The following is a 21,512-nucleotide window of genomic DNA, read 5'->3' as shown; positions in this document are numbered from 1 at the left end:
GCCTCGCTTGTGGAGACGGGCCAACGGGGGCATCCGTTCCCCCGATCAGGCGCGCATATGCCACAGGGCGGTCGCTTTTACGCGACCGCCCCGGTGCGACGTGGGTCATTCGGCTGACGCGGCGTCAGAAAAAAGTGGGTCCGGCGTGTCCGGAGGGAGGCTCAGACCCGGCCCGGGAAGAAGATCTTCAGCTCGCGCTCGGCGGACTCCTCGGAGTCGGAGGCGTGGATCAGGTTCTCCCGCACGATCACGCCGAAGTCCCCGCGGATGGAACCGGGGGCGGCGGCGATCGGGTCGGTCGGGCCGGCCAGCGCGCGCACGCCCTCGATGACCCGCTCGCCCTCGACGACCAGGGCGACGACCGGGCCGGACGCCATGAACTCGACCAGCGGCTCGTAGAACGGCTTGCCCTTGTGCTCGCCGTAGTGCTGCTCCAGCGTCTCGGCGTCCAGGGTGCGCAGTTCCAGCGCGGTGATCTGCCAGCCGGCCTTGCGCTCGATACGGCTGATGATCTCGCCGGTCAGGCCGCGACGGACGGCGTCGGGCTTGAGGAGGACGAGGCTGCGCTGGGTCACGACGGGCTCCCTTGGAGGTGTTCGGTGGTGCGGGGTGATGACTGAGATTACCGGGCGTGTCGCGGCGCCGGTCACGCAGCGTCAGACGACGGCCGGACGGCACCGGACGGGGAGGCTCGGGCGGCGTCGGGGCGCGCGGACCCGGGCGGCGTCGGGTGCGCGGGTTCAGGCGGCATCGGCCGCGCGGGCTCAGGCGGGGAGGCTCGGGCGGCGTCGGGTGCGCGGGTTCAGGCGGCGTCGGGTGCGGAGGACTCGGCCTGGGCGGCGAATCTCGCCTTCGCCTCGTCGATCTTCCGGCCGTAGTGCACCGAGGCCCACCACAGGGCCGCGAAGATCGCGCCCAGGAAGAACATGGACGACACGACGAAGCCGGAGGCGATCAGGGCGATCTGCAGGGCCCAGCCGAGGGCGACCCCGCCGGGCCGGGTGATCACGCCGCACAGCGCCACGCACAGGAGCATCGCGATGCCGCTGACCGTCCACACCGTCGCGACGGACAGGTCCGGGTCCTTCATGGCGACCAGCCCGGCGAAGCCGATGACGAAGAACTCGCCGATCAAGGTCGAAGCACAGAGCGTACGCACGGAAATCCTCAGCCCTTCCCAAGGAGCAGTCGGGCCTCGCCGACGGTGATGACGGAACCGGTGACGAGCACCCCGCCGCCTGCGAACTCGCCCTCCTCCTCGGCCAGCGTGATCGCGGCCTCCAGGGCGTCCGGCAGCCGCGGCTCGACCTGGACGCGGTCCTCGCCGAACACCTCGACGGCGATACCGGCCAGCTCGTCCGCGTCCATCGCCCGGTGGCTGGCGTTCTGGGTGACGACGACCTCGGCGAAGACCGGCTCGAAGGCCTCCAGGAGCCCCCGCACGTTCTTGTCGGCGCTGGCGCCGACCACGCCGATGAGCCGGCTGAACTGGAAGGCCTCCCCGACCGCCTCGGCGGTGACGCGGGCCCCGGCGGGGTTGTGCGCGGCGTCCAGCACCACGGTCGGCGAGCGCCGGACGACCTCCATCCGCCCCGGTGAGGCGACGGCGGCGAAGGCCTTGCGCACGGTGTCGATGTCGAGCGGCTCGGGCCGCTGGGAGCCGACGCCGAAGAACGCCTCGACGGCGGCGAGGGCGACGGCCGCGTTGTGCGCCTGATGGGCACCGTGCAGCGGCAGGTACACCTCGGCGTACTCGCCGCCGAGCCCGCGCAGGGTCACCAGCTGTCCGCCGACGGCGACCTGCCGGGCGACCACCCCGAACTCCAGCCCCTCGCGCGCCACGGTGGCGTTGACGTCCACGGCCTTCTTCAGCAGGACCTGCGCCGCGTCCACCGGCTGCTGGGCCATGATCACGGTGGCGTCCTGCTTGACGATGCCGGCCTTCTCGCCGGCGATCGCGCCGGGCGTATCGCCGAGCCGGTCGGTGTGGTCCAGGTCGATGGGGGTGACGACGGCGACGTCCCCGTCGATGACGTTGGTGGCGTCCCAGGAGCCGCCCATCCCGACCTCGACGACGGCCACGTCGACGGGCGCGTCGGCGAAGGCGGCGTACGCCATGCCGGTCAGCACCTCGAAGAAGGACAGCCGGTACTCCTGCCCGCCGTCGACCATCTCGACGTACGGCTTGATGTCCTCGTACGTCTCGATGAACCGCTCGGCGGGGATCGGCGCCCCGTCCAGGCTGATGCGCTCGGTGATCGACTGCACGTGCGGCGAGGTGTACCGCCCGGTGCGCAGCTCGAAGGCACCGAGCAGGGCCTCGATCATGCGGGCGGTGGTGGTCTTGCCGTTGGTGCCGGTGATGTGGAGGGACGGGTACGACCGCTGCGGCTCCCCCAGTACGTCCATCAGCGCGGCGATCCGGGCGACGGACGGCTCCAGCTTGGTCTCGCCCCAGCGGGTCGCGAGCTCCGCCTCCACCTCGCGCAGGGCCTTGTCCACCTCGGGGTCCGCGGGGCGCGCGGGCACGTCGGCCTCCGGGGGGCCGCCCTGGGTGCGCAGCGTGCGGCTGCCGGCCTCGATGACGGCGAGGTCGGGGTCGCGGGTCGTCTCCGCGTCGATGATCTCGTCGAAGGCGTCTGCGGGGTCGGGCAGGTCGTTCTCGCCGGGGATGTCGCTCACGGGGCCCAGTCTACGGAGACCCACCGACATGCGTGGCCGCGGGCAGTCGTGCCGCCGGGGCGGACCGGGTGGCCGCGGCGGCGCCCCGGTCCACCGGGCCGTACGACCCCCGCGGCGCCCCGAGGACCCGCCGGTCCGCACCTCCCTGGGCCCCCGAAGGACCGCCGGGCCGTGCGCCCCCCTTGGACACCCCGGCGACCCGCTGGGCCGTGCGCCCCTGCACACCCCGACGGCCCGCCGGACCATGTACCTCTGACCACCCCGACGGCCCGCCGGTCCGCACCTCCCCCAGGCCCCCGAAGGCCCCCGGAGCCGATCACCGAACAGGCTGTGGGGGCCTTCGCCGACGCGCGACCGGCGGGCTACGCCTCCGGCAGCTTCTCCAGCTGGGCCTGGATGCGGGCGATGTCCTCGTCCGCCTTGGCCAGCCGCACCCGGATCTTCTCGACCACGTGGTCCGGCGCCTTGGCGAGGAAGGCCTCGTTGCCGAGCTTGCCGTTGGCCTGCGCCTTCTCCTTCTCGGCGGTGGCCAGGTCCTTGGCGAGACGCTTGCGCTCGGCGGCGAAGTCGATCACGCCGGACAGGTCCAGCGCGACCTCGACGCCCGCGACCGGCAGGGTCGCCGTGGCCGTGAAGGAGTCACCCTCGGGCTGGAGCCGCAGCAGCTGCCGGACGGCCGCCTCGTGCGCCGCGAGGGCGGTGCCCTCCAGTGTCAGCCGGGCCGGGACCCGCTGGCCGGGCTGGAGGCCCTGGTCGGCGCGGAAGCGGCGGACCTCGGTGATCACCGACTGGACGGTCCCGATCTCCCGCTCGGCGTCCGCGTCGCGGAAGCCCGAGTCGGCCGGCCAGTCGGCGACGACGACCGACTCGCCGCCCGTGAGCGTCGTCCACAGCGTCTCGGTGACGAAGGGGACGACCGGGTGCAGCAGCCGCAGCGTGACGTCGAGGACCTCGCCCAGGACCCGCTGGGAGACCTCGGCGGCCTCACCGCCCGCCTGGAAGGTCGTCTTGGACAGCTCGACGTACCAGTCGAAGACCTCGTCCCAGGCGAAGTGGAACAGCGCGTCGGAGAGCTTCGCGAACTGGTAGTCCTCGTAGTACGCGTCGACCTCGGCGACCACCGAGTTGAGCCGGGAGAGGATCCACCGGTCGGTCGAGGACATCCTCGACGCGTCCGGCAGCGGGCCCTGCACCGTCGCGCCGTTCATCAGCGCGAAGCGGGTGGCGTTCCAGATCTTGTTGGCGAAGTTGCGGGAACCCTGGACCCAGTCCTCGCCGATCGGGACGTCGACGCCCGGGTTGGCGCCGCGCGCGAGGGTGAACCTCAGGGCGTCCGAGCCGTACTTGTCCATCCAGTCCAGCGGGTTGACCACGTTCCCGAAGGACTTGGACATCTTCTTGCCGTTCTGGTCCCGGACCATGCCGTGCAGGGCGATGGTGTGGAACGGCGGGGTGCCGTCCATCGCGTACAGGCCGAACATCATCATCCGGGCCACCCAGAAGAAGAGGATGTCGTAGCCGGTGACCAGGACGGAGTTCGGGTAGAACTTCGCAAGCGAGTCGGTCTGCTCGGGCCAGCCCAGCGTGGAGAAGGGCCACAGGCCGGAGGAGAACCAGGTGTCCAGGACGTCGGAGTCCTGGTACCAGCCCTCGCCGGCCGGCGGCTCCTCGTCGGGGCCGACGCAGACGACCTCGCCCTCCGGGCCGTACCAGACCGGGATGCGGTGGCCCCACCACAGCTGGCGCGAGATGCACCAGTCGTGGAGGTTGTCGACCCAGTCGAAGTACCGCTTCTCCATCTCCTGGGGGTGGATCCTGACCTTGCCGTCGCGGACCGCGTCGCCGGCCGCCTGGGCCAGCGGGCCGACCTTGACCCACCATTGCATGGACAGGCGCGGCTCGATCGTGGTCTTGCAGCGCGAGCAGTGGCCGACGCTGTGGACGTACGGCCGCTTCTCGGCGACGATCCGGCCCTCGGCGCGCAGCGCGGCGACGATGGCGGACCGCGCCTCCAGCCGGTCCTGGCCCTGGAAGGGACCGTGGGCGGTGATGACGGCGTGCTCGTCCATCACGGCGATGGCGGGCAGGCCGTGGCGCTGGCCGATCTCGAAGTCGTTCGGGTCGTGGGCGGGCGTCACCTTGACGGCGCCGGTGCCGAACTCGGGGTCGACGTGCTCGTCGGCGACGACCGGGATGGAGCGGTCGGTGAGCGGCAGCTTGACGAGCTTGCCGATCAGGTGCCGGTACCGCTCGTCGTCGGGGTGGACGGCGACGGCCGTGTCACCGAGCATCGTCTCGGCACGGGTGGTGGCGACGACGATCGTCTCGTCCCCGTCCCCGTACTTCATGGAGACCAGTTCGCCGTCGTCGTCCTGGTACTCGACCTCGATGTCGGAGATCGCGGTCAGGCAGCGGGGGCACCAGTTGATGATGCGCTCGGCGCGGTAGATCAGCTCGTCGTCGTAGAGCCGCTTGAAGATGGTCTGGACGGCCTGGGACAGGCCCTCGTCCATGGTGAAGCGCTCACGCGACCACGCGACGCCGTCTCCCAGCCGCCGCATCTGGCCGCTGATCTGCCCGCCGGACTCGCCCTTCCACTGCCAGACCCGCTCGACGAAGGCCTCACGGCCGAGGTCGTGCCGGGACTTGCCCTCCTTGGCCAGCTCCCGCTCGACGACGTTCTGCGTGGCGATGCCGGCGTGGTCCATGCCGGGCTGCCACAGCGTCTCGTACCCCTGCATCCGCTTGCGGCGGGTCAGCGTGTCGATGAGCGTGTGCTCGAAGGCGTGCCCGAGGTGCAGGCTGCCCGTGACGTTCGGCGGCGGGATGACGACGGTGTACGGCGGCTTGTCGCTGTCCGCGTCCGCCTCGAAGTAGCCCCGTTCCACCCAGCGCTCGTACAGCTTCCCCTCTACCTCGGCCGGCGCGTACTGGGTCGGCAGTTCGGTGGTGGGTGCGGGCTGCGGCTGCTGAGAGTTCTCGGTCACGGGGGTCAGTTTAAGGGCGTCACGGCCCTGTCCCGAAACGCCTTTCCTCTGTAACGGTCCGGCCCCCGATGACCTGCGCACGCCATGCCTGGGTCAGGATGTCAGCACCACGTAAACATCTGGAGGGGACCCCAGCAATGAGTCACAACCAGCCGGGCCCGTACGGCGGGCAGCCCCAGCAGCCCGGACCGTACGGCCAGCCGGGCCCGTACGGCCAGCAGCCGCCGCAGGCCCCCCAGCCCGGCTACGGCTACCCCCAGCAGGCGCCTCCTCCGCAGCCGGGTTACGGCTACCCCCAGCAGGCGCCCCCTCCGCAGGGTCACGGCTACCCCCAGCAGCCCCCGCAGGGCGGAGTCCCGCCGCAGCAGCCTCCGTACGGCCAGCAGCCCTACGGCATGCCCCAGCCCCCGGCGCCGGGCGGCGGGAAGAAGAAGACGGGCCTGATCATCGGCGCGGTCGCCGTCGTGGCGGCGATCGGCGTGGGGGCGTACTTCGTGATCGGCGGGGGCGGCGGCGCCGGCGGCTCGGACATCGCCGACGACGGCCCGCACAAGCTGACGACGCCGGCGACGGTGCTCGGCGGCGAGTACAAGAAGGGCAGCAACGCGGACAGCGGCGGCTTCGACAAGAGCGACCTCGAAGAGGCCGAGAAGCACGGTGTCAAGAACGCGCAGGACGTCAACGCGGGTTACGAGGCCGGGGACGAGACCAACCCGCTCTCCATGAAGATGATCAACTTCATGGGGGTGTACGGCGAGATCGACGACCCGGAGAAGGTCGTCGACGCCATGTTCGCCGAGCTGAAGAAGAACGCCTCCAAGGACGAGGAGACCGAGGGCGAGGTCGTCGGCAGCCCCAAGGAGTACAAGCCGAGTGATCTGAACGACGCGATCCTGAAGTGCCAGGAGACCAAGATCAAGAACGCCGGCGCGACGTCGGGCTCCGCAGCCTCCGGACCGTCGGAGATCAGCATGCCGGTGTGCATCTGGGGTGACCACAGCACCCTTGGCGTCATCATCAACATCGACTTGGCCGACGCCATGGCCGGCAAGGCGGCCGACCTGGAGAGCGCCGCCGAGATCACCGCCAAGCTCCGCAAGGAGGTCCGCGTCGAGGCCTAGACGTGGACGCACGGCAACGCGGAAGGGGCCCGGTCGACCGACCGGGCCCCTTCCGCGTGCGTGCGGTGACGGCTACGCCGTCTTCTGCTCCCCCGGGCCCCGGCCCCGCGAGTCCCGCGGGATCAGCGTCGGGTTGACGTTGGAGAGGACCACGTCGGCCGTGATGACGACGCGGGCGACGTCCTTGCGGGACGGGACCTCGTACATCACGCCCTGGAGGACTTCCTCCATGATGGCGCGCAGGCCGCGCGCGCCGGTCTGGCGGAGGATCGCCTGGTCTGCGATGGCCTCCAGCGCCTCGCGCTCGAAGTCCAGCTCGACGCCGTCGAGTTCGAAGAGGCGCTCGTACTGCTTGACGAGGGCGTTGCGCGGCTCGACCAGGATCTGGAGCAGGGCCTCGCGGTCGAGGTTGTGGACCGAGGTGATGACCGGGAGACGGCCGATGAACTCGGGGATCATGCCGAACTTGACCAGGTCCTCGGGCATGACCTGCTCGAACTGGTCCTTGGACTCGATCTCCCGCTTGGAGCGGATCTGCGCGCCGAAGCCGATGCCCTTGGCGCCGGCCCGGCCCTCGATGATCTTCTCCAGGCCCGAGAAGGCCCCGCCCACGATGAACAGCACGTTCGTCGTGTCGATCTGGATGAACTCCTGGTGCGGGTGCTTGCGGCCGCCCTGGGGCGGGACCGAGGCCGTGGTGCCCTCCAGGATCTTCAGCAGGGCCTGCTGGACGCCCTCACCGCTGACGTCACGCGTGATCGACGGGTTCTCGCTCTTCCGGGCGACCTTGTCGATCTCGTCGATGTAGATGATCCCGGTCTCGGCCTTCTTGACGTCGTAGTCCGCGGCCTGGATCAGCTTCAGCAGGATGTTCTCGACGTCCTCGCCGACGTACCCCGCCTCCGTGAGCGCCGTGGCGTCGGCGATCGCGAAGGGGACGTTCAGCATGCGGGCCAGGGTCTGCGCGAGGAGGGTCTTGCCGGAGCCGGTGGGGCCCAGCAGCAGGATGTTGGACTTCGCCAGCTCGATGGCGTCCTCGCGGCCCTGGGCGCCGCCGTTCTCGCCTGCCTGGACCCGCTTGTAGTGGTTGTACACCGCGACGGAGAGGGCCTTCTTGGCCGCCTCCTGGCCGACCACGTAGCCCTCGAGGAACTCGTAGATCTCGCGGGGCTTCGGGAGCTCCTCCCAGCGCACCTCGCTGGTCTCCGCGAGTTCTTCCTCGATGATCTCGTTGCAGAGATCGATGCACTCGTCGCAGATGTAGACACCGGGCCCTGCGATGAGCTTCTTGACCTGCTTCTGGCTCTTCCCGCAGAACGAGCACTTGAGCAGATCGCCGCCGTCACCGATGCGTGCCACGGTGTGCTTCCCCTTCGCCTGGGAGACGCCCAGCCGTCGACGTGACGTCAACGGCCGGCGGACTCCTGGTGCTGCCTTATGTCCGACGGTACCTTGCCGGGCCCCCCGTCCGGGCCCCCCTTGGCACGGTTCCCTTTGACGTGGACCGCGTCAAACCATGCCAAGGAGCGGCAGACGATACAGCCTCCCGCCTAGCGGAGAGAGGAGTTGTCCATCTTCCGGGTGGTGATGATCTGGTCGATCAGGCCGTAGCCCAGCGCGTCCTCGGCCGTGAGGATCTTGTCGCGCTCGATGTCCTCGCGGATCTTCTCGACCGGCGTGGTGGAGTGCTTGGCCAGCATCTCCTCCAGCTGCGAGCGCATCCGCAGGATCTCGTTGGCGGCGATCTCCAGGTCGGAGACCTGACCGCGGCCGGTCTCGCTGTACGGCTGGTGGATCAGGACGCGGGCGTTGGGCAGCGCCATGCGCTTGCCCGGCGTGCCGGCGGCCAGCAGCACGGCCGCGGCGGAGGCCGCCTGGCCCATGCAGACCGTCTGGACGTCCGGCTTCACGTACTGCATCGTGTCGTAGATGGCCGTGAGTGCCGTGAAGGAGCCGCCGGGGCTGTTGATGTAGATCGAGATGTCCCGGTCGGGGTCCATCGACTCCAGGCACAGCAGCTGCGCCATGACGTCGTTGGCCGAGGCGTCGTCGATCTGGACGCCGAGGAAGATCACGCGCTCCTCGAAGAGCTTCGCGTAGGGGTCGTACTCGCGAACGCCCTGGGAGGTGCGCTCGACGAAGCGCGGGATCACGTAGCGGGACTCGGCCGAGGGGCCGGTGTACTCGGCGCGGGCGCGGTCGTGCAGGCCGCTGCCGGGAAAGTCGTTCACAGTGTCTCCTGGAAAGGGGCTGAGGCGGTCGGCTGAGGCTGGCTGGGGCGCGCTGGGGCCCCCGCTGGGGCCCGCAGAGGGCTCAGGCCCCGGTACCGCCACCGCCCGGCATACCGGCGGCCGTGGGGATCACGTCGTCGATGAGGCCGTACTCCTTGGCCTCGAAGGCGTCGAACCAGCGGTCGCGGTCCGAGTCACGGGTGATCTGCTCGATCGTCTGGCCGGTGTGCTGGGCCGTGAGCTCGGCCATGCGCCGCTTGGTGTGCAGCAGGCGCTCGGCGTGGATCTTGATGTCGGAGGCCGAGCCGGCCAGACCCGCGGAGGGCTGGTGGATCAGGATCTCGGCGTTCGGCAGCGCGAAGCGCTTGCCGGGGGTGCCCGCGCTGAGCAGGAACTGTCCCATCGAGGCCGCCAGACCCATCGCGATCGTCACCACGTCGTTCTTGATGAACTGCATGGTGTCGTAGATCGCCATGCCGGCCGTGATCGAACCGCCCGGGCTGTTGATGTACAGGAAGATGTCCTTGTCCGGGTCGGCGGCAAGGAGCAGCAGCTGTGCGGTGATCTTGTTGGCAATGTCGTCGTCGACCGGCTGGCCGAGGAAGATGATCCGCTCGCCGAGCAGCCGGTTGTAGACCTGGTCGCCGAGGCCGCCACCGATGGAGGGCTCGCCGGCGGCTGAGGGCATCAGATTCGTCACGTATCCACCTGCTCGTCTTACGACGGCGCCGGGCCGTCTCACGTTTCCCTGCGGGGCTGGAGCCGCTTTCAGGGACTCCCCTGCCCTCGTATTCATGGACCCTAACGCGGGGGGCCTGCGGCGCAATCCCGGTTCCGCGGGTGTTCGCCGGGGGCGTAGCGCGGAGGGCTCCGCCGGGTGAGCGGGACGCGGCTCGCCGCCGGGGTCCGGGCGCACGGGCGGTGCGGGCGGCGCGGGTACCGGTGGCTCGCCACGCCGGCCACCCGCGGCCCCGGGTGCGCTGCCGTCCGTACGCTGACGGGCTCCGGGGCGATAGCGCTCCGGAGCCCGTCGTACGTCTGTCGGAAGGTGCCGTGGGCGGGTCAGCCCTCGGTCTTCTCCTCGCTCTTGTCTTCGGCCTTCTCCTCGGCCTTCTCGTCACCGGACTCGGTGGACTCGGCGGCGGCCTCCGCGGCCTCCGTCTCCTCCTCCTCGTCGTCCAGGTCGACGACCTCGCCGTTGGTGTCCTTGACCGTGGCCTTCTCGACCACGACGGCCAGGGCCTTGCCGCGGGCGACCTCGCCGACCAGGAGCGGGACCTGGCCCTGCTCGACGACGGCCTGGGCGAACTGGTCGGGGGACATGCCGGAGGAGGCCGCGCGGCGCATGAGGTGCTCGGTGAGCTCCTCCTGGCTGACGTTGAGGTTCTCCGTCTTGACCAGCTCGTCGAGGACGAACTGGGTCTTGATGCCCTTGACCGCGGCCTCACGGGTCTCGGTGTCGAACTCCTCGGCGGTCTTGCCCTGGAGCTCCAGGTACTTGTCGAGGTCGAGACCCATCTGGCCGAGCTGGTGGTGCTGGAGGTTGTGCTTGCGGGTGTTGACCTCGTCCTCGAGGAGCTTCTCGGGGACCGGGACCTCGACCAGCTCGAGCAGCTTGTCCAGGACGCGCTCCTGGGCCTGCGTGGCCTGGTCGTACTGCTTCATGTTGGCGAGGCGCTTGCGGCTGTCGGCGCGCAGTTCCTCCAGCGTGTCGAACTCCGACGCGAGCTGCGCGAAGTCGTCGTCCAGCTCGGGCAGCTCGCGCTGGGCGACCTGGGTGACCTTGACGGTGACCGCGGCCTCCTTGCCGGCCGCCGAGCCGCCCTTGAGCTCGGAGGTGAAGGTGGTCTCGCCACCGGCCTCCAGGCCCTTCACGGCGTCGTCGATACCTTCCAGCAGCTCGCCGGAGCCGATGGTGTACGAGACACCGTCGGCCACGCCGTCCTCGAGGACCTCGCCGTCGACCTCGGCCCGCAGGTCGAGGGTGACGACGTCACCGTCCTCGGCGGCACGCTCGACCGGGGAGGTGGAGGCGAAGCGCTCGCGCAGCTGGTCGACCGACTTCTCGACGTCCTCGTCGCTGACCTCGACGGCGTCGACCTCGACCTCGATGCCGGAGTAGTCCGGGATCTCGACGGCCGGACGGACGTCGACCTCGGCGGTGAAGTTCAGCGTCTCGCCGTCCTTCAGCTCCGTGATGTCGACCTCGGGCTGGCCGAGCGGGTTCAGCTCGGCCTCGTTGACCGCGTCGGTGTAGAACTTCGGAAGCGCGTCGTTGACCGCCTCCTCCAGAACCGCACCGCGGCCGAACCGCTGGTCGATGACCCGGGCCGGGATCTTGCCCTTGCGGAAGCCCTTCACCGTGACCTGCTGGTTGATCTTCTTGTACGCCGCGTCGAGGCTGTCCTTGAGCTCCTCGAAGGGCACCTCGACAGTGAGCCGAACCCGGGTCGGGTTCAGGGTCTCCACGGCGCTCTTCACGGTTCGGTCTCCTTGGTGGCTGACTTCTTGGGTTCTGCCGGAGCCAGAACGGCATCCGGCAAATTTCGCCGCCCGGAGACTTCAGACGCTGAGACACACGGGCGTGCAGCTTGCATAGTAACGGCAGCGACTACACGGCCCAAAAGGCGATCACGCGTACTCGTCCAACTCGTCCAAGACGATCGACCGAGGTGGTCGGGGTGGCGGGATTTGAACCCACGGCCTTCCGCTCCCAAAGCGGACGCGCTACCAAGCTGCGCCACACCCCGTCTGGTGCGAGACGTAGGGTACATGCCCCCGGGCACCGGGGCCTCCGCGTTTCCCGCGCGCCCGCGAAGGCGGCACGGACCGGAAGGGGTGTGCGGCGAGGGGGGACGACCCGCTAGGATGCCTCCAGTGCCGCGGTCACCGACCCGTGGCGCGCGCTGTGCGGGCGTAGCTCAATGGTAGAGCCCTAGTCTTCCAAACTAGCTACGCGGGTTCGATTCCCGTCGCCCGCTCCAGACGGCTCGGGGCCAGGCCGGAGGATCATCCCTCCGGCCTGGCCCCGATCGCGTTCCGGGGGTCCCCGATCCGGGAGCGGGTGCGGGGCGGGGCACCCTGCCCTTCCCGAGGGTTCTTCCCTTCCTCCTGCTGGTTCTCCCGATGACCTCGGCCCTCGCGGCCTCGTCCGTGGTGCGGCAACGACGCGCGGGTCCGGGCCCCTGGGCGGGGCCGTCCGGTCGGCACGTCCGGACGGCGCACGTCCGCCCTCTTGAGCGCCGGCGGGCGAACGCCGACAGGCGCCGCGGCACGACGGCCGGCGTCCCGCCGGGGCGGGCACGCCCCGGCGGGCGGCAGGTAGCCCCGGCTAGAACTGGATCGAGTTGATCGTGTCCGCTATCGAGTTCAGGAACCGCTGGATGTCGTCGGCCATGCCGGTCGAGGCCAGGAAGAAGCCGAACAGGACCGCGACGATCGCCGGGCCCGCCTTGATGGATCCCCCTCGCAGCAACACCACCAGGATGATCGCCAACAGGAGCACCACTGACAGTGAAATGGCCACAACTGATCACGCCCTCGGTCGGTCCCTCTCCCGGCCCGGAGGTATGACCGCGCACACCCCCGCCAGGACCATCGTGCCACCAACCGGGCCCCGCCATGCGGCGGGTGACACATCGTCCGGTCGGTTCCTGGGGAGTGGCGGTTCCCCGCACAGGCGGACGCACCCCGCCATCGCACCCCGTACATGAATTCGACAGGACACTCGTGCGGGGAATTCCGGCCCCTTCGTTTCGATGTCCACACAACGCGTTCGCAGATATTTCGAATGGCCGCACAACGTACACCGATGGGTACATCACAGGGAGATCACAGGGGTGCCGACGGGTCCCGTGAGCGCTCCGAAGCGGACCTTCCGGTGGAGTCACCTCCCGCGTTCATGCGCTGCTCAGTCATGACGAGTCATGACATGTGGGGTGCTCCCAGGGCCGGTTCCGCACTCGGCGACGTGCGGGTCCGCCGCGCCGGCCACGCGGCCACAGGGGCCGAGTTCCGCGAAATGCGGGGTACTCACGAGCCGCTCAGGGGGTGAATACGGTAATGACGTCGGGGGTTTTACGGATTCCCGTGGCGAGCGCTAGGGTGCCTCAGATGTTCTACGCTGCCTCGTCCCCCACCAGAGCAGCGAGGTCCTGTGACAACTCGCCGAATTCTCGGCGGGGGGCCGCATGACGCGCTCGCTGCGACCGCGCGACGGCCGGAAGGCGCCACTCCCCTCGGACCGGCGGGCGCAGCCGGGCCGGCAGCGCGACGCCTTCTTCGACAACGCCAAGTACCTGGCGATCGTCCTGGTCGGTGTCGGTCACGCCTGGGGACAGATCCTGGACGGGAACCGGACCGTGGAGACCCTGTACCGGGTCCTGTACACGTTCCACATGCCGGCGTTCATCATCATCTCCGGCTACTTCTCGCGCAGTTTCGATCTGAGCCCCAAGCGCGTCAGACGACTGGTCACCGGTGTCGTCGTCCCCTACCTCGTCTTCGAGGTGGCCTACTCGCTGCACCGCCGCCTCAGCGAGGACCCGAGCGCCGGCATCAGCCTGCTGGACCCCACCTACCTGCTGTGGTTCCTGTGCGCGCTGTTCGTCTGGCGGCTGACCACCCCCATCTGGCAGACGGTCCGCCGGCCGCTGCCGATCGCCCTGGGCATCGCCGCGCTGGCCTCCGTGACGCCCACGATCGGCGACGACCTGAACATGCAGCGGGTGCTGCAGTTCCTGCCGTGCTTCGTGCTGGGCCTGCTGCTCCGTCCCGAGCACTTCCGCATGGTGCGGCGCCGCTCGGTGCGGATCATGTCCGTGCCGGTGGTCGCGGCGGCGGTGGTCACCGCCTGGTGGTCGGTGCCGCGCATGGAGACCGGCTGGTTCTACCGCAACGCCCCGGTGCAGGACACGGGCGCTCCCTGGTGGGCCGGCCCCGTCCTGACGCTCGCGCTCTTCGGTTGCTCGCTGGTGCTGTCCGCGTGCTTCTTCGCCTGGGTGCCCGGCCGGCGCATGTGGTTCACGGCGCTCGGCGCGGGCACGATCTTCGGCTACCTGCTGCACGGCTTCCTGGTGAAGGAGGGCACCTACGCCGGCTGGTTCTCCCACCCCGTGTTCGACCGGCCGCTCGGCGAGGTCGGCCTCACGGTTCTCGGAGCCGCCGTCATCACCGTGTTGTGCACCGGGCCCGTCCAGCGGGTCCTGCGGTGCGTGGTGGAGCCGAGGATGGACTGGGCCTTCGTCGAACGGCACCCGGGCGAGGCCGCCCGCGACCGTGGGGAGGCGGGGAAGGCCGAGGTGCGCGAGGTGCGCGAGGTGCGCGAGGCACGCGTGCCGAGCGAGGCCGGCGAAAAGGTTTCCGTCTAGCGTTCCGCAGCCGGCTCGTCGTGACCGCCATCCGGACCTGCGTCCTGTCCGGCGGCCTGCCCGGCTTCCGGACCGGCGAGCGGACCGGTGTCCAGGCCGAGAAGTGCGCGCATCCGCGTGTACTTCGCGGTCAGTCGGGTGCGGGTGGCCTCGTCGAGGACCGCGAGCCGCGCCGGGGCGGCGTTGTGCGCCAGGTCGGCCTCCTTGACCAGCCGGGCGCCGGGGGTGGCGAGGATGCGCGCGGCGTAGGCCTCGGGCGGCTCGCCGGCCCGCTTGGTGAGGGCGAGCACGATGTCCTCGGTACGGCGGCTCAGCCCGGCCTCGCGCAGCCGGCTCTCGGACAGCGCTTCGTCCTCGACGGCGTCGTGCAGCCAGGCCGCCGCGATCTGGTCCTCGTCGCCACCGCGCCGCCGTACGCCCTCGGCGACGGCCCGCAGGTGTTCGGCGTACGGTCGCCCGGCCTTGTCGGTCTGCCCGGCGTGGGCGGCACGGGCGGTCGCCTCGACGTCGGCCAGGGAGAGCGGCCGCAAGGGCTCCCCGGCGGATACGGAGGAGGGCTCCCCGGCGGGCGGCGGGGAGGGGGGCTTCCCGGTGGGTGCAGGGGTGTGGGGCACGGGTCCAGTGTGTCAGCCGGCGGCCGTCGCCGGGCTCTGGGCCGTCGGGCCCTCCCGGCAGATCAGCAGGAGCGCCCGGTCGTCGTTGACGTCCTTGGCGACCGCCTCGATCAGGTGCCAGGCGGCGCCGTGGAAACCGCCCGCGACATAGCGGTCGGCCTCGCCGGTGAGGCGGTCGATGCCCTCGGCGATGTCGCGGTCGGAGGTTTCCACCAGGCCGTCCGTGAACAGCATCAGCACGTCCCCGGGACGCAACGAGCCCTTCACGGGGTCGAACTGCGCCCCGTCGTACACGCCCAGCAGCGGTCCCTCGGCGGACTTCTCCTCCCAGCGACCGGTGCCCGCGCTCAGCTGGAGGCCCGGCGGATGCCCGGCGGAGTACAACTCGTAGTCGCCGGAGTCGAGGTCCAGGACGAGGTGGATGGAGGTGGCGAAGCCCTCGTCCCAGTCCTGGCGGAGCAGGTAGCCGTTGGCGGCCGGCAGGAAGGCGTGCGGGGGCAGGCTGCCCAGCAGTCCGCCGAAGGCGCCCGACAGCAGCAGGGCCCGCGAGCCCGCGTCCATGCCCTTGCCGGAGACGTCGGTGAGGACCGCCTCCAGGGTCCGGCCGCCGTTCGTGCGGGCCGCGACCACGAAGTCGCCGGAGAAGGACTGGCCGCCGGCCGGGCGCAGCGCCATCTCGCGGTGCCAGCCCGCCGGCAGCCCCGGCAGCTTGCTCTGGACCCGGATGCGTTCGCGCAGGTCGAAGAGCATGGTGCCGCCGCGCCGCCAGGGCACGCCGACGCGGCTGCGGAACTGGGCGACCAGCAGCCCGAAGAAGCCGCAGGCCGCGACGACCAGGACGACACCCGGGGTGACCCGGGAGGGGCCCTCGGTGTACGGGCCCAGCTGCACCGACTCGACGATCAGCGCCGTGGCCGCCGCCGCGTACAGGCCGAGCAGGCTGGCCGGGCGCAGCAGCAGGCCGCCCGCGACGATCGGCAGGACCAGCGCGGACGGTGAGCACCACACGGAGTTGGCCATCGTGGTGGCCGCGATCACGGGGATCATCAGCAGCAGTCCGGCCAGGGCGATCCAGTCCGAGCCGTCGCCGCGGAAGTAGTCGACGGCGGATCTGCGCAGGCCGACGCGGGCCCGGTGCCACTGCTTCTTCCACCGGGCCGTGAACGTCTCGGCTTCCGCACGCCGCTGCCGTCCTGCTGCCATTAGTTCGGGACCCTATCCATCGGACCGGCCGCATGGCACGGGAGGTCCCACTTGTCCCCCGTCCGGGGCCGGACTTCACAGTGAACTTCACGCACGGCCTCGGCACCGCAACCTGGCGGAAATTGCCTCGCCCGTCCCCTGCGGTCCTGATACGCATGGTGGTCCACGAGACGGACCCTGGGCGAGGACGGCGGCGATCTGATGACCGAGCTGCGGGTGCTGCGGCAGGACGAGTGGAGCGAGTGGTACGAGACGCTGATCCGCGCCTTCAGCGGGGTCCCGGAGTCGGCGGAGGAGAAGGAGCTGTACGACGAGCTGACCGAGGCCGACCGCTCCGTCGGCGCCTGGGAGGACGGCGAGTGCGTCGGTACGGCGGCGGCGTTCGGTTTCCGGCTGACCGTGCCGGGCGGGGCAGAGGTGCCCGCGGCGGGCGTGACCATGGTGAGCGTCGCCGCCACGCACCGGCGCCGGGGCGTGCTGAGGACGATGATGCGGCGCCAGCTGGACGACGTACGGTCCTGGGGCGAGCCGCTGGCCGTGCTGACGGCCTCCGAGCCGGGGATCTACGGCCGGTTCGGGTACGGTGCCGCGACCTTCCAGATCAACGCGGAGATCGACACGGACCGGGTCCGGCTGTCCGTGCCGGACGGCACGGACGACGTACGGCTGCGGTACGCGGCGCCCGCGGACGTGCTCGACGCGTGCGAGGCGGTGTACGCGCGGCTGGTGCCCCGGCGGCCCGGGATGCTGGCCCGCCGGCCCGGCTGGGAGCGGGTGGGTCTGCTGGACCCGGAGAGCAGGCGGGAGGGGGCCTCTCCCCTGCAGTGCGTGGTGGCCCGGCGGGACGGGGAGGTCACGGGGTACGCACGGTTCAGGGTGCGGCCGGCCTGGGGGGACGAGGGGCCCAGGGGCACGGTGGCGCTGGCCGACCTGGCCGGGCTGGACCCGGCGACCGAGGCGGCGCTGTGGCGCTTCCTGTTCGGCGTCGACCTGACCTCGACGCTGGCCGTGCGGGGGCGGCCGGTCGACGAGGCGTGGCAGCACCAGGTGTCGGACGTCCGACGGTGCCGGCCGGTGCTGCGGGACGCGTTGTACGTACGGCTGGTGGACGTGGGGACGGCGCTGACGGCGCGGACCTACCAGGCGCCGGTGGACGTCGTGCTGGAGGTGGAGGACGCCTTCTGCCCCTGGAACGCGGGGCGTTGGCGGCTGAGCGGGGACGCGAAGGGGGCGGCCTGCGAGCGCACGTCGGACGCGGCTGATCTCAAGCTGTCGGTGCGGGAGTTGGGGGCGGCCTACCTCGGGGGCGTGCGCCTGACCTCGCTGGGCGCGGCCGGCCGGGTGCGGGAAGTGCGGCCGGGGGCGCTGGCGGAGGCGTCGGTGGGGTTCGGTTCGGACGTCGCGCCGTGGCTGCCGCACGGGTTCTGACGGCGGGTGGCCGGCTCCGATCCAGCCCCAGCCCCAGCCCCGGCCCCTGCCCTCTCGCCCACTCCTGCCTCTGCCCCTGCCGCTAGTGCTGCCGGCCCTGGCTCCGGCTCCGCTGGCAGGTCGGGCACCAGAAGAGGTTGCGGGCGGCCAGGTCCGCGGTGCGGACCGGGTCGCCGCAGAGGTGGCAGGGCTGGTGGGCCCGGCGGTAGACGTAGACCTCGCCGCCGTGGTCGTCGACGCGGGGCGGGCGGCCCATGGCCTCGGGGGTGTGCTCCGGGCGGACGGTGTCGATGCGGTTGTTCCTGACGCCCTCGCGCATGAGGCCGGTCAGGTCCCGCCAGATCGCGTCCCACTCGGCGGGGGCGATGTCCCTGCCCGGGCGGTACGGGTCGATGCCGTGCCGGAAGAGGACCTCGGCGCGGTAGACGTTGCCGACGCCGGCGATGACCTTCTGGTCCATGAGCAGCGCGGCGATGGTGGTGCGACTGCGGGAGACGCGGCGGTACGCGGCACCGGGGTCGGCGTCCGGACGCAGGGGGTCGGGGCCGAGGCGGTCGTGTATCGCCTTCTTCTCCGGATCGGTGATCAGGGCGCAGGTGGTGGGGCCGCGGAGGTCCACGTAGGCGGTGTCGTCGGCGAGGCGCAGGCGGACGGTGTCCGTGGGCGGGGGCGCCGGGGCCCCTCCGAAGGTGACCTTGCCGAAGAGGCCGAGGTGGATGTGGATCCACTCGGCGTCCCGGAAGCCCAGGAAGAGGTGCTTGCCGTGGGCTTCGGTGCGGGTGAGGGGGGTGCCGGTGACCAGGGCGGCGGCGTCGGAGAACTTGCCCTGGGGGCTGGTGGCCCGCACCGGCGTGCCCGCGAAGGCGGCGGCGTAGTCCTCGGCCAGCCTGTGGATCGTGTGGCCTTCCGGCACGGGGGTCGTCCTTCCTGCGTCTGCCCGCCCGCCTGCCCGGCGCGGCGGCCTCGAAGCCGGCCTGCTCCGGGGCGCCGCCCCAGGGCCTGGCGGGGCTCCCCTCCTGTGGCCGCCGAGGGCCGGCACCCGTCGGGGCCTGCGCGCGTCGGAGCCCGCATCTGTGGGAGGGGGCGCCCTTCACCCGTCGGGCCTGCGCGCGTCGGAGCCCGCATCTGTGGGAGGGGGCGCACCCGTCGGGACCCGCTCCCCTCCTCCGATGCCCGCGCACCGGGGGGAGTGCGAGGCGGTGGCCTACTGCTGCGGGTGGTGGGGCGGGATGGGCGGGAGGTCGCCGGTCGCCTCGTAGGACGTGAGCATGTCGATGCGACGGATGTGGCGTTCGTCGCCGGAGAACGGCGTGGCGAGGAAGGTCTCGACGAACTTCGTCGCCTCCTCCCGGGTGTGCATGCGGGCGCCGACGGCCACGACGTTGGCGTCGTTGTGCTGACGGCCCAGGGCCGCCGTCTCCTCGCTCCAGGCCAGCGCCGCGCGCACGCCCTTCACCTTGTTCGCCGCGATCTGCTCGCCGTTGCCGGAGCCGCCGATCACGATGCCGAGGGCGTCGGGGTCGGCGGCCGTCCGCTCGGCGGCGCGGAGGCAGAAGGGCGGGTAGTCGTCCTGGGCGTCGTAGAGGTGCGGGCCGCAGTCGACGGGCTCGTGACCCGCCGTTGTGAGCCACTCGACGAGGTGGTTCTTGAGTTCGTAGCCCGCATGGTCGGAGCCGAGATACACGCGCATGGGTCGAGTGTGTCACGCGCCGCGCGGGGCGACAGCTCCGGGTGCCGGCTCGGAAAAGACCCAGTGAACCCGTAGAAGCACGTCCCGGACTGCGTGTTCCTCTTCCTCCTCAACAGGCCACCGCCTCGGGGAAGGAGCCGACGGCCGCCGGGGACACGGAAGGGCCGTCGCGGTCCTACCGCCGGCCGGCCAGCTTCCACGCCGTGGGCATCACGCCCATCGCCAGGGCGGCCTTCAGCGCGTCGCCGAGCAGGAAGGGGGTGAGGCCGGCCGCGACCGCGGCGGTCAGGGACATGTCCGCGGCGAGGGCCAGGTACGGGACACCGACGGCGTAGATGACCGCCTCGCCGACCAGCATCGTGCCGGCCATGCGCAGTACCGAGCGGTCGGCGCCGCGGCGGGCCAGGGCACCCACGACGGTGACGGCGAGCAGCATGCCGAAGACGTAGCCGAGGGACGGGGCGCCGGTGCCGGAGCCGCCCTCCGCGAACCACGGCACGCCCGCCATGCCGACCAGCGCGTACAGCGCGAGCGAGAGGAGGCCGCGGCGCGCGCCGAGCGAGGTGCCGACGAGCAGCGCGGCGAAGGTCTGGCCGGTCACCGGGACCGGGGAGCCCGGAACGGGCACCGCGATCTGGGCCGCGAGGCCGGTGAGCACGGCGCCGCCGGCCACGAGTGCGGCATCCCGGACTCGGGAGGAGGGGACCAGGTCGGCGAGGACCTGCCCGGAGCGGGCGGGGACGGCAGCGGTGCTCATGGGGACTCCGCGGTGGTGTGGACATGTCGGGACACCGCGACGCTATCCCAGCGGGGCGGGCCGATCACCAGCAGTGCTCGACAAAGGCCCGGTCGGGGGCTTGGTGGGCTCCCGACAAAGGGCGCGGGATACACCTCGTTCCGGGTGACACCGGTCACCGCGGCGGGGAGGCGGGGGTCACCCGCGCCATCCGGAAGCGGAACTGCGCATTCGGACGATCACGTTCCGTATCGACACCGTCCACATCATGGGCAACCGGTGTCGCCGGCCGGCGCCGCGCCGGAGACTGTGGGGGTTTTTGCCCTGCCCCGTTATCTTTTTCGCGGTCCTGCAAGAGGGCCGCTGGCCTCCGGGCCCGGCATGACTTTTGCCCCCTGTCGAACGGATGACCTGGGGGGTGGTGTCACCGGGTCCGGGAGGTGCCGTCGGAGACGCTGATGAGAGGTCCGACCACCGCCCGGTCCGGCGCAATGCCGGGCAGCTTGCGGGCGGCAGGTCTGCATAACGTGGATGCGCGAGCACGACACCCGAGCCGAGGCCGGCACCGTCAACACCCCTTGGGGAGGGGCGCGATGTTCGACATTGAAGACGTGGGCGTGTTCCTGGGCCTGGACGTCGGCAAGACCGCTCATCACGGCCACGGGCTCACCCCGGCCGGGAAGAAGGTCTTCGACAAGCAGCTGCCCAACAGCGAGCCGAAACTGCGGGCCGTCTTCGACAAGCTGACCGCGAAGTTCGGCACCGTCCTGGTGATCGTGGACCAGCCCGCCTCCATCGGCGCCCTCCCTTTGACCGTGGCCCGGGACGCGGGCTGCCAGGTGGCCTACCTGCCCGGACTGGCTATGCGCCGGATCGCCGACCTCTACCCGGGCGAGGCCAAAACCGACGCCAAGGACGCCGCGGTCATCGCCGACGCGGCCCGCACCATGCCGCACACCCTGCGCACCCTGGAACTCACCGACGAGATCACCTCCGAGCTCACCGTGCTCGTCGGCTTCGACCAGGACCTCGCCGCCGAGGCCACCCGCACTTCCAACCGGATACGCGGCCTGCTCACCCAGTTCCACCCCAGCCTGGAACGCGTCCTGGGCCCCCGCCTCGACCACCAGGCCGTCACCTGGCTCCTGGAGCGCTACGGATCCCCGCAAGCTCTGCGCAAGGCCGGCCGCCGCCGGCTCGTCGAACTGATCCGGCCCAAGGCGCCGCGCATGGCCCAGCGGCTGATCGACGACGTCTTCGACGCCCTCGACGAGCAGACCGTCGTCGTTCCCGGCACGGGCACCCTCGACATCGTCGTACCGTCCCTGGCCGCCTCGCTCGCCGCCGTGCACACCCAGCGCCGGGCTCTGGAAGCCCAGATCAACACTCTGCTGGAGGCCCACCCTCTTTCCCCGGTCCTGACGTCGATGCCCGGCGTCGGCGTCAGGACC

18 protein-coding genes and 2 tRNA genes are annotated in these 21,512 nt (G+C 71.2%); 5 read left to right on the top strand and 15 right to left on the bottom strand.

Annotated elements, in window-relative coordinates; translation table 11 throughout:
* Window positions 1–161 precede the first annotated feature (161 nt).
* The 4 genes from ndk to ACVV2G_RS21270 all read right to left on the bottom strand — a co-directional run bounded on the left by ndk (window position 162) and on the right by ACVV2G_RS21270 (window position 5,669).
* Complete coding sequence (gene ndk, locus ACVV2G_RS21285) at window positions 162–575, bottom strand: nucleoside-diphosphate kinase (protein ID WP_356603389.1); 414 nt, start codon at window positions 573–575, stop codon at window positions 162–164.
* Window positions 576–802: 227 nt separating this feature from the next.
* Window positions 803–1,159 (bottom strand): DUF4233 domain-containing protein, encoded by a 357-nt coding sequence (locus ACVV2G_RS21280; protein ID WP_453844332.1) that lies wholly within the window; start codon window positions 1,157–1,159, stop codon window positions 803–805.
* Window positions 1,160–1,167: 8 nt separating this feature from the next.
* Window positions 1,168–2,712, bottom strand: a complete 1,545-nt coding sequence (gene folC, locus ACVV2G_RS21275) for a bifunctional tetrahydrofolate synthase/dihydrofolate synthase (RefSeq protein WP_453844331.1) — start codon at window positions 2,710–2,712, stop codon at window positions 1,168–1,170.
* 332 nt (window positions 2,713–3,044) lie between these two features.
* Window positions 3,045–5,669: a valine--tRNA ligase gene (locus ACVV2G_RS21270; protein WP_453844330.1), complete on the bottom strand. Its 2,625-nt coding sequence runs from the start codon at window positions 5,667–5,669 to the stop codon at window positions 3,045–3,047.
* Window positions 5,670–5,806: 137 nt separating this feature from the next.
* Between ACVV2G_RS21270 and ACVV2G_RS21265 the strand changes: the two genes are divergently transcribed.
* A complete protein-coding gene (locus ACVV2G_RS21265; protein ID WP_453844329.1) occupies window positions 5,807–6,790 on the top strand; it encodes a hypothetical protein in 984 nt (327 codons plus the stop codon).
* Window positions 6,791–6,862: 72 nt separating this feature from the next.
* Here the strand turns inward: ACVV2G_RS21265 and clpX are convergent, their stop codons facing one another.
* The 5 genes from clpX to ACVV2G_RS21240 all read right to left on the bottom strand — a co-directional run bounded on the left by clpX (window position 6,863) and on the right by ACVV2G_RS21240 (window position 11,771).
* Window positions 6,863–8,149 (bottom strand): ATP-dependent Clp protease ATP-binding subunit ClpX, encoded by a 1,287-nt coding sequence (gene clpX / locus ACVV2G_RS21260; protein ID WP_453844450.1) that lies wholly within the window; start codon window positions 8,147–8,149, stop codon window positions 6,863–6,865.
* A 191-nt stretch (window positions 8,150–8,340) separates the two neighbouring features.
* On the bottom strand, window positions 8,341–9,021 hold the full coding sequence (locus tag ACVV2G_RS21255; RefSeq protein WP_453844328.1) for an ATP-dependent Clp protease proteolytic subunit: 681 nt from the start codon (window positions 9,019–9,021) through the stop codon (window positions 8,341–8,343).
* 82 nt (window positions 9,022–9,103) lie between these two features.
* A complete protein-coding gene (locus tag ACVV2G_RS21250) occupies window positions 9,104–9,709 on the bottom strand; it encodes an ATP-dependent Clp protease proteolytic subunit (protein WP_053142395.1) in 606 nt (201 codons plus the stop codon).
* A 374-nt stretch (window positions 9,710–10,083) separates the two neighbouring features.
* Window positions 10,084–11,502, bottom strand: coding sequence for a trigger factor (tig, locus tag ACVV2G_RS21245; protein WP_453844327.1), 1,419 nt, complete (start codon window positions 11,500–11,502; stop codon window positions 10,084–10,086).
* Window positions 11,503–11,694: 192 nt separating this feature from the next.
* Window positions 11,695–11,771: transfer RNA gene (locus ACVV2G_RS21240), tRNA-Pro, on the bottom strand.
* Between the two features lie 160 nt (window positions 11,772–11,931).
* On the opposite strand from ACVV2G_RS21240, the gene ACVV2G_RS21235 reads away from it, so the two are divergent.
* A tRNA-Gly gene (locus ACVV2G_RS21235) sits at window positions 11,932–12,005 on the top strand.
* A 347-nt stretch (window positions 12,006–12,352) separates the two neighbouring features.
* Here ACVV2G_RS21235 and ACVV2G_RS21230 read toward each other — a convergent pair.
* Window positions 12,353–12,547 carry a hypothetical protein gene (locus ACVV2G_RS21230; protein WP_053130833.1) on the bottom strand — a complete coding sequence of 65 codons (195 nt, stop codon included), beginning with the start codon at window positions 12,545–12,547 and terminating at the stop codon, window positions 12,353–12,355.
* Window positions 12,548–13,211: 664 nt separating this feature from the next.
* Between ACVV2G_RS21230 and ACVV2G_RS21225 the strand changes: the two genes are divergently transcribed.
* On the top strand, window positions 13,212–14,390 hold the full coding sequence (locus ACVV2G_RS21225) for an acyltransferase family protein (RefSeq protein WP_453844326.1): 1,179 nt from the start codon (window positions 13,212–13,214) through the stop codon (window positions 14,388–14,390).
* On the opposite strand, the gene ACVV2G_RS21220 is transcribed toward ACVV2G_RS21225, so the two are convergent.
* Both ACVV2G_RS21220 and ACVV2G_RS21215 read right to left on the bottom strand, forming a co-directional pair.
* Window positions 14,387–14,920, bottom strand: a complete 534-nt coding sequence (locus ACVV2G_RS21220; protein ID WP_453844449.1) for an HD domain-containing protein — start codon at window positions 14,918–14,920, stop codon at window positions 14,387–14,389. The two genes, ACVV2G_RS21225 and ACVV2G_RS21220, sit on opposite strands and share 4 nt — an antisense overlap.
* 96 nt (window positions 14,921–15,016) lie before the next feature.
* Window positions 15,017–16,207 carry a PP2C family protein-serine/threonine phosphatase gene (locus tag ACVV2G_RS21215; protein ID WP_453844325.1) on the bottom strand — a complete coding sequence of 397 codons (1,191 nt, stop codon included), beginning with the start codon at window positions 16,205–16,207 and terminating at the stop codon, window positions 15,017–15,019.
* A 201-nt stretch (window positions 16,208–16,408) separates the two neighbouring features.
* Between ACVV2G_RS21215 and ACVV2G_RS21210 the strand changes: the two genes are divergently transcribed.
* Window positions 16,409–17,635: a GNAT family N-acetyltransferase gene (locus tag ACVV2G_RS21210; protein WP_453844324.1), complete on the top strand. Its 1,227-nt coding sequence runs from the start codon at window positions 16,409–16,411 to the stop codon at window positions 17,633–17,635.
* An 82-nt stretch (window positions 17,636–17,717) separates the two neighbouring features.
* On the opposite strand, the gene ACVV2G_RS21205 is transcribed toward ACVV2G_RS21210, so the two are convergent.
* The 3 genes from ACVV2G_RS21205 to ACVV2G_RS21195 all read right to left on the bottom strand — a co-directional run bounded on the left by ACVV2G_RS21205 (window position 17,718) and on the right by ACVV2G_RS21195 (window position 20,082).
* A complete protein-coding gene (locus ACVV2G_RS21205) occupies window positions 17,718–18,548 on the bottom strand; it encodes an Fpg/Nei family DNA glycosylase (RefSeq protein WP_453844323.1) in 831 nt (276 codons plus the stop codon).
* Between the two features lie 291 nt (window positions 18,549–18,839).
* A complete protein-coding gene (locus ACVV2G_RS21200) occupies window positions 18,840–19,325 on the bottom strand; it encodes a ribose-5-phosphate isomerase (protein WP_453844322.1) in 486 nt (161 codons plus the stop codon).
* Between the two features lie 175 nt (window positions 19,326–19,500).
* Window positions 19,501–20,082, bottom strand: coding sequence for a biotin transporter BioY (locus ACVV2G_RS21195; RefSeq protein ID WP_453844321.1), 582 nt, complete (start codon window positions 20,080–20,082; stop codon window positions 19,501–19,503).
* Window positions 20,083–20,654: 572 nt separating this feature from the next.
* On the opposite strand from ACVV2G_RS21195, the gene ACVV2G_RS21190 reads away from it, so the two are divergent.
* Window positions 20,655–21,512 (top strand): IS110 family transposase (locus ACVV2G_RS21190; RefSeq protein ID WP_453844320.1); only part of this gene is annotated, 858 nt, incomplete at its 3' end.

The sequence above is a fragment of the Streptomyces sp. JK94 genome, assembly GCF_053613315.1.
This window is presented reverse-complemented; position numbering and strand designations above follow the sequence as displayed.

Bases quoted from the DNA above. Each gene is read 5' to 3' on its own strand.
- ACVV2G_RS21200 (WP_453844322.1), bottom strand. From the start codon at position 19,325: ATGCGCGTGTATCTCGGCTCCGACCATGCGGGCTACGAACTCAAGAAC.
- folC (WP_453844331.1), bottom strand. From the start codon at position 2,712: ATGTCGGTGGGTCTCCGTAGACTGGGCCCCGTGAGCGACATCCCCGGC.
- ACVV2G_RS21195 (WP_453844321.1), bottom strand. From the start codon at position 20,082: ATGAGCACCGCTGCCGTCCCCGCCCGCTCCGGGCAGGTCCTCGCCGAC.
- ACVV2G_RS21225 (WP_453844326.1), top strand. From the start codon at position 13,212: ATGACGCGCTCGCTGCGACCGCGCGACGGCCGGAAGGCGCCACTCCCC.
- ACVV2G_RS21210 (WP_453844324.1), top strand. From the start codon at position 16,409: ATGACCGAGCTGCGGGTGCTGCGGCAGGACGAGTGGAGCGAGTGGTAC.
- ACVV2G_RS21215 (WP_453844325.1), bottom strand. From the start codon at position 16,207: ATGGCAGCAGGACGGCAGCGGCGTGCGGAAGCCGAGACGTTCACGGCC.
- ACVV2G_RS21250 (WP_053142395.1), bottom strand. From the start codon at position 9,709: ATGCCCTCAGCCGCCGGCGAGCCCTCCATCGGTGGCGGCCTCGGCGAC.
- ACVV2G_RS21265 (WP_453844329.1), top strand. From the start codon at position 5,807: ATGAGTCACAACCAGCCGGGCCCGTACGGCGGGCAGCCCCAGCAGCCC.